Origin of the sequence: Serratia sp. PF-27, assembly GCF_030053255.1 — a bacterium.
Classification (GTDB): Bacteria; Pseudomonadota; Gammaproteobacteria; order Enterobacterales; family Enterobacteriaceae; genus Serratia; species Serratia bockelmannii.
Genome location: NZ_JASGBT010000015.1, coordinates 724609 through 737439 on the forward strand (window position 1 = coordinate 724609; position 12831 = coordinate 737439).

A 12831-nucleotide genomic window follows, 5' to 3' on the forward strand; every position below is an offset into this window, starting at 1 on the left:
CTCTGTTTTCCCGCCGCCGCGGAACGAATGCGGCGGCCGGCCTTCCCTATATTCCTCCGCGAGTTAGCGCAAGGAATACCCCTTTTACTGCTTGATAATGTACAGATTTTTAACGTCGGTATAGTCCAGCGGGTCTTTGCCGGTGAACCCGCCTACCGTCGGCTTGATCAACCGTGCGCTGACGCGGTAATACACCGGGATCAACGCGGAGTCTTTGTCCAGCTGAGCTTCCGCCTGCTGATAGAGCGCGGCGCGCGCGGCCTCATCCGGCGCCTTCAGCGTAGCGGCCATGATGGCGTCGAACGCCGGGCTCTTATAGAACACGGTATTGATACTGCTGTTGGACAGCACCAGGTTCAGGAACGCACTGGGTTCGTTGTAATCGCCGCACCAGGTGGCGCGCGCCACGTCGTATTGCCCCTGATGGCGGCTCTCCAGTGAAGTCTTCCACTCCTGATTGCGCAGCGTGACCTCGGCACCGAGGTTCTTCTTCCACATCGATGCGGCGGCGATCGCCTGCTGTTTGTTTTGATCGGAGGTGTTGTAGAGCAACGAGAACTTCAGCGGTTTGGCATCGCTGTAGCCCGCCTCCGCCAGCAGTTTCCTGGCTTCGGCGTTGCGCTGTTCCTGGCTCCAACCGGCCCATGCGGGCTGCGTAAAGTTCGCGCCCTCCGTAAAGGTCGGCGTGAAACTGTAGGCCGGGATCTGTCCCTGGCCCATGATCTTGTTGGCGATGATGTCGCGATCCAGCGTCATCTTCACCGCCGTACGCACGCGTGGATCGGTAAACGGCGCCCGCTTGTTATTGAGCTCGTAATAGAAGGTGCACAGATAAGGGTTAACGTGCAGCTGTTCGGGCATTTCGCGCTTCATCTTGACGTACAGGTACGGCGGGATCGCGCTGTTGGTGATGTCGATCTCGCCGCTGCGGAAGCGGTTGACGTCGCTGACTTCCGAGGTAATTGGCAGGAAGGTTGCCTGATTGATCACCGTCTGCTTGTTGTTCCAGTAGCTCGGGCTGCGCTCCAGCACGATGCGCTCGTTCACCACCCACTCTTTCAGGCGGTAAGCGCCGTTGCCGACGTAGTTGGCGGGTAGCGTCCATTTATCGCCGAATTTCTCCACCACCGCCCGTTTGACCGGTTTGAGCGACGTGTGGCTCAGCATGCTGATGAAATACGGCACCGGTTCGCTGAGCGTCACCTGCAGCGTCTGGTCATCCAACGCCTTGACGCCGAGGGTCTGCGGAGGCTTCTTGCCGGTCAGGATGTCGTCGATATTGTCGACTTTGGTGTATTGCAGATAGCTGGCGTAAGGCGAGGCGATTTTCGGATCGGCCAGGCGCTGCCAGCTGTAGACGAAGTCCTGCGCGGTCACCGGAGTGCCGTCGCTCCACACCGCGCCGGGGCGCAGGTGGAAGGTCCATTGCTGATAATTCTGGTTTTCCCAGCTCGCCGCCGCCGCCGGCACCACATGCCCGTTGGCGTCGGTGCTCACCAGCCCTTCAAGTAGGTTAAGAATGATATTGCTTTCCGGTACCCCCTCGACCTTATGCGGATCCAATGAAGCCACTTCGCTGCCGTTGTTGATCACAATATTCTGTTGCTGCGCCAACTGAACGCCGGCCGGCACTTCCGCCGCCAAACTGTTATTTATGGCGCCGACGCTCAGCGCGCCGCTAATCAACAAGGTCAAAGAAGTACGCTTCAGGGTTTGCTGCATAATCGAGGCTCCTTTTCACCGACAAGCATCGCTTATCGAAGTTTGTGAAGTGTTTATAAGAATTCTAAATAAACGGATACCAGCAAAAATCATTCCCGTTTTTATGGCGCATTTCAGTTAATTGACCACGGGAAAGTTGCTCGGAAATTAGCAGAAGCCAAATTCCATAGCCAATAAATTTTACGAAAATGTTAAGCAATTCTCTTTTATCGCACGAAGCCCGATCCGCTCCCCGATAGCGGGGCAACGAAAAAACAAAATCATCACTTTGATTTTAAAGATAAAAAAACCAAAATCATTTCATTTGAAACCGTCGACGTCATCTCACCGCCGCACAAAGAAACATTCATTTAACAATCCAGCCATTCAAAGAACAAACACCTGCCTATGGTCGGTTAATCACTAATAACACCTGGATGAAAGTGAGACAAGCCCCACAGAATGATGTGATTAATTTAACAACAGCTTTACCGTTGAACGGGGACAAAACGCGCGGAAATGGGGGAAGAAAAGTGTCTGAAATAACGCTTAGCGTTTTTTTTGCACAGCAAGATGAGATTTATGCAACATAAGGGTGCAACCGAATAAATTTTATTCATCCTCTGCACTATAATAATGCGAACCAATAAATAATTTAAATTTTAAAATTAATTTTAGCCGCGCCAACGCGAAAGGTGCGCGGCTAAACAAAGGGTATTACAACAGGCCGGGGAATATCGCCTTAATGCCGGTAACGATAAACTCGATCCCGAGCGCCATCAGCAACAGGCCCATGATTCGGGTGATCACGTTGATGCCGGTCTGCCCAAGCAAACGCACCAACAGCGGCGCGGCGCGGAACAACAGCCAGCAGCAAAAGGCGAACAAGGCGATCGCCACCGTAAAACCGAGCAGGCTTTGCCAGTTGTGATAACGTGAACTCCAGACGATGGTAGAACTGATCGCCCCTGGCCCCGCCATCAGCGGCAGCGCTAACGGCACCACGCCGATACTTTCGCGGATCGCGCTCTCCGACTTCTCTTGTTTGTTCTGTTTGTCTTCCCCCAGCTTGCCGCTGATCATCGACATGGCGATGGTCACCACCAGAATACCGCCGGCGATGCGGAACGAATCGATAGAGATGCCGAACATCCGCAGGATCCCTTCGCCCAGGAACAGCGAGGTCCACAGAATGATGGCGACCGACAGGTTGGCGGTCAGGTTGGTTTTGTTGCGCCCCGCTTCCGCCTGATAACTGGTCATACTGATAAACACCGGCAAGATGCCCACCGGGTTGACCAGCGCAAACAGACCGACAAAGAACTTGATAAAGCCGGAAAGATCCAACAGAGATTGGCCCACAGATGGCTCCGCATTAAGTACTATAAAAAGGTGTGCTGCCTATGCGCGCTAATGTAATGGAATTGCCGCGGGTAATCCATCCGGCCAGAGCAGCATTTTTGACTACCAGCAGGTTATGCAACAAAACAAATGCCCTTTGTTAAAGTGATGTATGGCCTTTTGATTTTTTATGTTGAAAAAAGAGTCACCGCTCGCAGTTATCGAGAATAATTCCCAACACCAGCAAGCTGAAAGGTGTCAGCTTGCAGTTTTCATGATTTAGATCACAAATCAACTACCCAACAGTGGGTAAGCTCTTAGTCGTAGTCAGGGAGTAGAACAAAGTCGGCAGCAGCATCGCCGGTTCCGTTCTCCTCACTGCCTGCCCCTCCGGTTGGCGTAGGGTGAAGCTCTTTAAGCAAATCAGCAGCATGCGAAGAAATAACGCGGGAAGACCCCGGTATTCTCATCACCGCTTATCCCCGTTACGACTATACTAGTGGCTCGCACGGCTTATTTACTGAAAGAGTTTAACATTATCAGGAGAGCATTATGGCTGTAACGAATGTCGCTGAACTGAACGAGCTTGTCGCACGTGTCAAAAAAGCCCAGCGCGAATATGCCAACTTCACTCAAGAGCAAGTGGATAAAATCTTCCGCGCTGCCGCCCTCGCCGCTGCTGATGCCCGTATCCCATTGGCCAAAATGGCCGTGGAAGAATCCGGAATGGGTATCGTCGAAGACAAAGTGATCAAAAACCACTTCGCTTCCGAGTACATCTACAACGCCTATAAAGATGAAAAAACCTGTGGCATCCTGTCTGAAGATGACACTTTCGGTACCATCACCATCGCCGAACCTATCGGCCTGATTTGCGGTATCGTGCCTACCACCAACCCAACTTCTACCGCGATCTTCAAAGCGCTGATCAGCCTGAAAACCCGCAATGGCATCATCTTCTCGCCGCACCCGCGTGCGAAGAATGCCACCAACAAAGCCGCCGATATCGTGCTGCAAGCCGCTATCGCCGCCGGTGCGCCGAAAGACATTATCGGTTGGATCGACCAACCTACCGTCGAGCTGTCCAACCAACTGATGCACCACCCTGACATCAACCTGATCCTCGCCACCGGTGGCCCGGGCATGGTGAAAGCCGCCTACAGTTCCGGCAAACCGGCAATCGGCGTCGGCGCCGGCAATACGCCGGTCGTGGTAGACGAAACCGCAGATATCAAACGCGTGGTCGCCTCTATCCTGATGTCCAAAACCTTCGACAGCGGCGTTATCTGCGCTTCCGAACAGTCGGTCATCGTCGTTGACGCTATCTATGATGCGGTACGCGAGCGCTTCGCTTCCCACGGCGGCTATCTGCTGCAGGGTAAAGAACTGAAAGCGGTGCAGGACATCATCCTGAAAAACGGCGGCCTGAACGCGGCCATCGTCGGGCAATCCGCACCGAAAATCGCCGAAATGGCAGGCATCAAAGTGCCGGCCAACACCAAAGTGCTGATCGGTGAAGTGAAGCTGGTCGACGAGTCTGAACCTTTCGCACATGAAAAACTGTCGCCTACCCTGGCGATGTACCGTGCCAAAGACTTCGAAGACGCCGTCGCCAAAGCCGAAAAACTGGTCGCAATGGGCGGTATCGGCCACACGTCCTGCCTGTACACCGACCAGGATAACCAAACGGCTCGCATCGCCTACTTCGGCGATAAAATGAAAACGGCTCGCATTCTGATCAACACCCCGGCTTCTCAGGGCGGTATCGGCGACCTGTACAACTTCAAACTTGCGCCTTCGCTGACGCTGGGTTGCGGTTCCTGGGGTGGTAACTCCATCTCTGAAAACGTCGGACCTAAACACCTGATCAACAAGAAAACTGTAGCGAAGCGAGCAGAAAACATGTTGTGGCATAAACTTCCGAAATCGATCTACTTCCGCCGTGGCTCACTGCCTATCGCGCTGGAAGAAGTGGCGACCGACGGGGCGAAACGCGCCTTCATCGTGACCGACCGTTTCCTGTTCAACAACGGCTATGCCGACCAGATCACCAAGGTTCTGAAGTCTCACGGTATCGAAACTGAAGTGTTCTTTGAAGTGGAAGCCGATCCGACGCTGAGCATCGTGCGCAAAGGCGCCGAGCAGATGAACTCCTTCAAACCGGACGTCATCATCGCGCTGGGCGGCGGTTCGCCGATGGACGCCGCGAAAATCATGTGGGTGCTGTACGAACATCCTGAAACCCACTTCGAGGATCTGGCGCTGCGCTTCATGGACATCCGCAAGCGTATCTACAAGTTCCCGAAAATGGGCGTGAAAGCGAAGATGATCGCCATCACCACCACCTCAGGCACCGGTTCGGAAGTCACGCCATTCGCCGTCGTGACCGACGACACCACCGGACAGAAATACCCGCTGGCCGACTATGCGCTGACCCCGGACATGGCGATTGTCGACGCCAACCTGGTGATGAACATGCCAAAATCCCTGTGCGCCTTCGGCGGTCTGGATGCGGTAACCCACGCGCTGGAAGCCTACGTGTCGGTGCTGGCGAACGAATACTCCGACGGCCAGGCGCTGCAGGCGCTGAAACTGTTGAAAGAGTATCTGCCGGCCAGCTATAAAGAAGGCGCGAAAAACCCGGTTGCCCGTGAACGCGTGCACAACGCCGCCACCATCGCCGGTATCGCTTTCGCCAACGCCTTCCTCGGGGTTTGTCACTCCATGGCGCACAAGCTGGGTTCGGAGTTTCACATTCCGCACGGCCTGGCCAACGCGATGCTGATTTCCAACGTCATTCGCTACAACGCGAACGACAACCCGACCAAGCAAACGGCCTTCAGCCAGTACGACCGCCCTCAGGCGCGCCGCCGCTACGCTGAAATCGCCGACCACCTCGGCCTGAGCGCACCGGGCGACCGCACCGCGCAGAAGATTGAGAAACTGCTGGCCTGGCTGGACGAGCTGAAAACCGAGTTGGGCATCCCAACCTCCATCCGTGAGGCGGGTGTGCAGGAGGCGGACTTCCTGGCGAAAGTCGACAAGCTGTCGGAAGACGCATTCGACGACCAATGCACCGGCGCCAACCCGCGCTACCCGCTGATTGCCGAACTGAAGCAAATCATGCTGGATACCTTCTACGGCCGCGAATTCAGCGAAGCGGTCGACGAGGAAGCGGCGGCTCCGGCTGCAGCCAAAACCGCGGTAAAGAAGCCCAAGAAATAACGGTTCCGTGAACCGATAAAAAAACCCGCCAAACGGCGGGTTTTTTATTGCGCCTGGCGCGCGGTTTTTCTTATCCCGCCGCCAAAACGCCTCAGCGGGCGCTGGCGGCATTTTCGCCCCTACTCCAAGGAGTGAATCGCCTCTTTATAATGCTTGCGACAGACGGAGACATAGCTCTCGTTACCGCCAATCACCACCTGTTCACCAGCGTGCATCGCCTGGCCGTTTTCATCCAACCGCAACACCATGTTGGCTTTGCGCCCACAGTGACAGATGGTTTTCAATTCCACCAGCTTATCGGCCCAGGCCAGCAAATATTGGCTGCCGGTAAACAGTTCACCGAGAAAATCGGTACGCAGGCCGTAGCACAATACGGGAATGTCCAGTTGGTCCACCACATCGCACAATTGCTCAACCTGCGCCTTGGTCAGGAACTGGCTTTCATCCAGCAGCACACAATGCACCGGCTGCTGTTGATGCTCTTGCTGAATCATGGCGTACAGCATCGAGTCGTTGTTATAGAGCTGGGCCTGCGAGGATAAACCGATGCGCGAGCTGACTTTACCGACGCCAAAGCGGTGATCGATCTCCGCGGTGAACACCAGCGTGCGCATACCACGTTCTTGATAGTTATATGAAGACTGTAGCAGCGCGGTGGACTTGCCGGCATTCATCGCAGAGTAATAAAAATAAAGTTGAGCCATGGCCCCGCAACTCCGATGGTATAAGAAATATTCAAATGTTGATTAGGACGGTAAGTGTACCATAAGCCGCCCCCCGGCTCAGCCCAAAGCGAACGAATATTGCGTTCGCCGTAATAATGCGCTTTCAAGCGAAACATATCGTTCTGTCGGCCCGTTCTTTTTACAGCTATTTACAGGATAATGTATGCCTGTCATCACTATTAATTCTTGCTAATGGTTAACCCCGAACATTTGCCCATTAATGCATAATCCTCTTTCACTGCGGCAGGCACCGCAGCCGCGGGAGAGTGCTTGTCTATTATACGTGAGGCCAATACAGGGCATTTAATCACCTTCGCTATCCCCCCGACGTTTCCTGACGCAACCTTTACCTATATACCCCTATTGTTTACAATGTCTGCCTTACCATGGCGTGATTAAGCCCACAGAACTCATTGTAATATTGATATAAATTACGACGATAACTTATCGATGAAAGCCTTGCGACACGCGCCTTTTAAAGCATGCCTGCTGAAATTTTGACTTAAGTGCGGTGAGGATAATAGTTAACAGCCCTTCCTATATTAGTCGGACAGATCCGATTAACGGTTTTTTAAAAGGTAAATTTGAGTATTCAAGTCAATTTGGCTATTGCAGAAAAGAAAATAGCACTCTATTATTATCGAGACGCCCCCCACCAATATAATTTGAGACTAGGACAATGAGCGAAGCATTAAAGATTTTGAACAACATCCGCACTCTGCGCGCCCAGGCAAGAGAATGCACACTGGAAACGCTGGAAGAAATGCTCGAGAAACTGGAAGTTGTTGTGAACGAACGTCGCGAAGAAGACAGCCAGGCTCAAGCAGAAATCGAAGAACGCACTCGTAAACTGCAGCAATACCGCGAAATGCTGATTGCTGATGGTATCGATCCAAATGAGCTGCTGCAAACCATGGCTGCCAACAAGGCTGCCGGCAAAGCAAAGCGTGCAGCACGTCCTGCTAAATACCAATATAAAGATGAAAACGGCGAACTGAAAACCTGGACCGGCCAAGGCCGTACGCCTGCGGTGATTAAGAAAGCTATCGAAGAGCAAGGTAAATCTCTGGACGATTTCCTGCTGTAATAGCGATTCAGTCCGTATCTGAAAGGCTCCCTCCGGGGGGCCTTTTCATTTTAAAGCTTATCGACGTGATCCCACCTCACCCCTCTCCTTTTAGTAAATATCCTAATTCGCATTTTCTTCCCTGCATGGAGCCCCAATGAAAAAAAGGGGCCCTAAGGCCCCTTTATCGCATTTACCCTCGTTCAATTATTGAACCTGGTAGAATGCCTTATACCAATCAACAAAGCGCTTAACACCCTCTTCAACGCTGGTTTCCGGTTTAAAACCAATGTCACGATAAAGCTCTGCGGTATCCGCGCTGGTATCCATCACGTCGCCAGGTTGCATCGGCAGCATATTCTTGCGGGCAGTTACCCCCAAAGCCTGCTCCAACGCCGTGATATATTCCATCAGTTTAACGGGAGCGCTATTGCCGATATTATAGACATGATACGGTGCAGAACTGGTCGCTGACGAACCCTGTTCAACGCTCCATGACGGATCTGCCTGCGGAATAACCGCCTGCAGCCGCACAATCGCCTCGGCGATATCATCGACGTAAGTAAAATCACGGTGCATTTCACCGTGATTATATACATCGATGCTCTCCCCCGCCAATATGGCCTTGGTAAACTTGAACAGCGCCATATCCGGACGCCCCCAGGGGCCATATACGGTAAAGAAGCGTAACCCCGTCGTCGGGAGACCGTATAAATGAGAGTAGCTGTGTGACATCAGCTCATTGGCTTTTTTGGTGGCCGCATACAGTGACACAGGATGATCGACAGAATCTTCGGTAGCAAACGGCAGCTTGCGATTGAGACCATAAACAGAACTGGAGGAAGCGTAAAGTAAATGCTCGACCTTATTATGGCGGCAGCCTTCCAGAACGTTTAGATGGCCGATCAGGTTGGCGTCCGCATAAGCCAACGGGTTGACCAGCGAATAACGCACGCCGGCTTGTGCACCCAAATGAATGACTCGTTGGAACTGATGCTCGGCGAACAATGCCGCCATCCCTTCACGATCGGCCAAATCCAGCTTGATAAAGCGGAATCCCGGCTTATCCGCCAGTCTGTCCAGACGGGCCATTTTCAGGCCCACGTCATAATAGTCATTCAGGTTATCGATGCCGACAACCTGATGCCCTGCGGCCAATAAACGCTCTGCAACGTGATAACCAATAAACCCTGCGGCGCCTGTAACCAGGAATTTCATGCCCACTCCTTAAATAACCGGTTTAATCGAGGCGCCGCGGCCAATCGCGTAATAGGTAAAGCCGCGATTCTCCAAACGCTCCGGATCGTACAGGTTACGTCCATCGAAGATCACCGGCTGCTTCAACGCACTCTTGATCACATCGAAGTCCGGTGCGCGGAAATTCTGCCATTCGGTGCAGATCACCAGAGCATCGGCGCCGTGCAATGCAGCCTCTTTGGTCCCCATCAGCTTCAAGTCGTCGCGCTGGCCATAGATGCGCTGAACTTCGTTCATCGCTTCAGGATCGTAGGCTTGAACGGTGGCGCCGGCAGCCCACAATTGCTCCATCAGCACGCGGCTGGACGCTTCACGCATGTCATCGGTATTCGGCTTGAACGCCAGGCCCCACAGCGCAAAGGTTTTCCCCTTCAGATCGCTGCCGAAGTAATCTTTGATAAAGCCGTTCAACTTATCTTTCTGTTGGTAGTTGACCTGCTCTACCGCCTGCAGCAGCTTCGGTTGGTAACCGATCTGCTCCGCCGTGCGGATCAACGCCTGGACATCTTTCGGGAAGCAAGAACCACCGTAGCCGCAGCCAGGGTAGATGAAGTGATAACCGATGCGTGAGTCGGAACCGATGCCCTGACGCACTTTCTCGATGTCCGCACCCAGCATTTCCGCCAGATTGGACATCTCGTTCATAAAGCTGATTTTGGTCGCCAGCATGCAGTTGGCGGCGTATTTGGTCAGCTCTGCGCTGCGGATATCCATCATGATCATACGATCGTGATTGCGGTTAAATGGCTCGTACAGTTCGCGAATCGGTTCGATTACCTCTTTATTATCGGTACCGATCACGATGCGTTCAGGGCGCATGCAGTCAGCTACCGCAGCGCCTTCCTTCAGGAATTCAGGGTTGGATACCACGTCGAACGCCACGTTGCTGCCGCGTTTAGCCAGCGTTTCCGCCATAACCTGACGCACCTTGTCCGCCGTACCGACCGGCACGGTGGATTTATCGATCACCACTTTGCGATCGGTCATGTGTTCGGCGATGGTACGTGCAACCGCGGTGACATATTTCAGATCGGCGGAGCCGTCCTCATCCGGCGGCGTGCCGACGGCAATAAACTGGATATTCCCGTGTGCCACGCCCGCTTTGGCATCGGTGGTGAAATGCAGGCGCCCAGCCTCATAGTTTTGCTGTACCAGCGGCGTCAGGCCCGGTTCAAAAATCGGGATATTCCCTTTTTTCAGGTTTTCGACTTTTCGCTCATCAACATCAATGCACATAACGTCATGGCCAACTTCAGCCAGTACGGCGGCCTGTACCAGCCCCACATAACCAATACCAAAAACTGTTACTTTCATGTGAAAATCCTAGTTTTTCAAATTAATACGAAAGATCAAATTACTTCTTGTCAGCGGCAACAACCTGTTGCAGCCACTGAGAAAATTCTTTGCCCAGGCTGGCATGACGCATGCCGTACTCAACAAAAGCCTGCATGTACCCCAACTTGTTACCGCAGTCATGGCTTACGCCCTTCAGGTGATACGCTTCCACCGTTTCCTGCTGCATCAACATTTCGATACTGTCAGTCAGCTGAATTTCGTCGCCGGCGCCAGGGGGCGTTTTAGCCAACAGCGGCCAAATATCGGCGGATAACACGTAACGACCGACAATCGCCAGGTTGGAAGGGGCTTTATCCGGCGAAGGTTTCTCAACCACACTCACCATCGGCGCACTTTCGCCCGGTTGCAAAGCAACGCCCTTACAGTCGGCTACGCCGTAGTTTCCGACATCTTTATGCGGCACGGGTTCAACCATGATCTGGCTGACGCCGGTAGTTTCGAAGCGCTGCAGCATTTCGCGGAGGTTGTCTTTTTTCGGATCGGCGCTGTATTCGTCGAGGATCACGTCCGGCAACACCACCGCCACCGGTTCATCGCCCACCATCGGGTAGGCACACATAATCGCGTGCCCCAGGCCTTTGGCATTGCCCTGACGAACCTGCATCACGGTAACGCCTTTCGGGCAGATCGACTGCACTTCATCCAGCAATTGGCGCTTGACGCGTTTTTCCAGCATCGCTTCAAGTTCGAAACTGGTATCAAAATGGTTTTCGATCGAGTTCTTGGAGGAGTGGGTGACCAGCACAATCTCGTTAATCCCCGCCGCAATGCACTCATTAACGACGTATTGGATCAGCGGTTTATCAACCAGCGGCAGCATTTCTTTCGGAATGGCTTTGGTGGCCGGTAACATCCGCGTACCCAAGCCTGCAACCGGGATCACGGCTTTTCTGACTTTGCGATTTACAGCAGGCATTATTTCCTCTCTTGAAGCTAAAGCGCTCATTTTATGAGCTTGGGCTCAATATAAAAAACCTTCGGAGTATACCAGCTTATGCGCGCCTGGCATTAACCAGAACACAAATAGAAAAAATTTAGGACTATTACCCGTTCGGATAATCGGGAGAATAAATAAACGGTTTAATTACCGATAAGTGAATAGCTTAAGATCTCGCCGTTCGTTGCCTGTTATTCAGCGCTGAGCATCAGCCGTAACCGACCACCGCTTCCCCATACCTGACACTGCCAGGCAGTGCAGCGCTGGCTGATCTGATTCATGTAGGCGGCCCCCAGCGTCCCCAGTGGCACGCCATTGCTCAGCTGGATTTGATTGTCACCGGTATTGACGTTGGCATGCAGCCCGGCAGAAACCAGAATCAGGTTTTTATTTTCGGCGTGATAATATCCCAGCAACAGCGGGAATTGACCGTCTAATTTCCCCTGCCGCAATAATTGATTAACCTGCTTTAACAATGCCGACATTTGCGGCAGACGATGCTGTTGATTAGCCAGATGGTCTTGCAGCAGCCCATTAAATAATGCACGCAACAGCAATGCCGCCAATACGCCATTATCGCCGGCGCGCGTGACGTCCAGGCAATAGAATGCCAGATCCTTTTCTGACAAAGCGGCGATATCCAGCACCAGGCCAGGATTTTCGCCGGTGGTTAACTGCCGATAGTTGATCCGGCAATGCGCAATAGTCTGCTGTACCGGCGGTTGCAATTGTTTAAGCAGTTTGACGGCTTCGGAGGGATTTTTGCTCAACGCATCCCAGTCCTGAAACAGTTCAACCTCCTCAATCGCCTGGGAAGTGAACATATTGGGGTATAAGCATGCCAACACCGCTTCACGCAGGCGATTGAGATCGGTCAGCGGCTTGAGCAGCACATCCTGCACGCCCAACCTCAGCACCTTGGCGATGTCAGCCATCTTGTCGGTGGCCGAGATCACCAGCACCGGGATTTGCAGCCCCTGCAAACGCAGGTGCTCAACGAATTCGATCCCCCCCATTTCCGGCATCGCGAGATCGCACAGGATCAGATCCGGCTTGAAGTCATCGACGGCACCCAGCGCCTGTATACCGTTGGTCGCCTCGCCGGTTTCAGCACCCAGTGAGGCCAAATAACCGACCAGCACTGAACGAAAAACCTGTTCGTCCTCAACGATCAAGATGCGCTTGTGAGTAAGTGGTAATGCCATCAGCCGAGCCTCGTCCCT

9 protein-coding genes are annotated in these 12831 nt (G+C 53.1%); 2 read left to right on the forward strand and 7 right to left on the reverse strand.

What is annotated here, in order from left to right; genetic code table 11:
- Positions 1-84: 84 nt before the first annotated feature.
- Together QMZ29_RS08280 and QMZ29_RS08285 are read right to left on the reverse strand one after the other, a co-directional pair.
- Positions 85-1722 carry an ABC transporter substrate-binding protein gene (locus QMZ29_RS08280; protein ID WP_049205525.1) on the reverse strand — a complete coding sequence of 546 codons (1638 nt, stop codon included), beginning with the start codon at positions 1720-1722 and terminating at the stop codon, positions 85-87.
- 696 nt (positions 1723-2418) lie between these two features.
- Positions 2419-3063: a YchE family NAAT transporter gene (locus QMZ29_RS08285; RefSeq protein WP_015378089.1), complete on the reverse strand. Its 645-nt coding sequence runs from the start codon at positions 3061-3063 to the stop codon at positions 2419-2421.
- Between the two features lie 531 nt (positions 3064-3594).
- On the opposite strand from QMZ29_RS08285, the gene adhE reads away from it, so the two are divergent.
- Positions 3595-6267 carry a bifunctional acetaldehyde-CoA/alcohol dehydrogenase gene (gene adhE / locus QMZ29_RS08290; RefSeq protein WP_025303076.1) on the forward strand — a complete coding sequence of 891 codons (2673 nt, stop codon included), beginning with the start codon at positions 3595-3597 and terminating at the stop codon, positions 6265-6267.
- Between the two features lie 119 nt (positions 6268-6386).
- On the opposite strand, the gene QMZ29_RS08295 is transcribed toward adhE, so the two are convergent.
- A complete protein-coding gene (locus QMZ29_RS08295; protein WP_015378091.1) occupies positions 6387-6971 on the reverse strand; it encodes a thymidine kinase in 585 nt (194 codons plus the stop codon).
- 700 nt (positions 6972-7671) lie between these two features.
- On the opposite strand from QMZ29_RS08295, the gene hns reads away from it, so the two are divergent.
- Positions 7672-8079 carry a histone-like nucleoid-structuring protein H-NS gene (hns, locus tag QMZ29_RS08300; protein ID WP_004932170.1) on the forward strand — a complete coding sequence of 136 codons (408 nt, stop codon included), beginning with the start codon at positions 7672-7674 and terminating at the stop codon, positions 8077-8079.
- Positions 8080-8265: 186 nt separating this feature from the next.
- On the opposite strand, the gene QMZ29_RS08305 is transcribed toward hns, so the two are convergent.
- The 4 genes from QMZ29_RS08305 to rssB all read right to left on the reverse strand — a co-directional run bounded on the left by QMZ29_RS08305 (position 8266) and on the right by rssB (position 12813).
- Complete coding sequence (locus tag QMZ29_RS08305) at positions 8266-9276, reverse strand: NAD-dependent epimerase (RefSeq protein ID WP_147823878.1); 1011 nt, start codon at positions 9274-9276, stop codon at positions 8266-8268.
- A 9-nt stretch (positions 9277-9285) separates the two neighbouring features.
- Positions 9286-10629: a UDP-glucose dehydrogenase family protein gene (locus tag QMZ29_RS08310; RefSeq protein ID WP_147823879.1), complete on the reverse strand. Its 1344-nt coding sequence runs from the start codon at positions 10627-10629 to the stop codon at positions 9286-9288.
- A gap of 40 nt (positions 10630-10669) precedes the next feature.
- On the reverse strand, positions 10670-11587 hold the full coding sequence (gene galU, locus QMZ29_RS08315; protein ID WP_025303079.1) for a UTP--glucose-1-phosphate uridylyltransferase GalU: 918 nt from the start codon (positions 11585-11587) through the stop codon (positions 10670-10672).
- 212 nt (positions 11588-11799) lie between these two features.
- Positions 11800-12813, reverse strand: a complete 1014-nt coding sequence (gene rssB, locus QMZ29_RS08320) for a two-component system response regulator RssB (protein ID WP_147823880.1) — start codon at positions 12811-12813, stop codon at positions 11800-11802.
- Positions 12814-12831 lie beyond the last annotated feature (18 nt).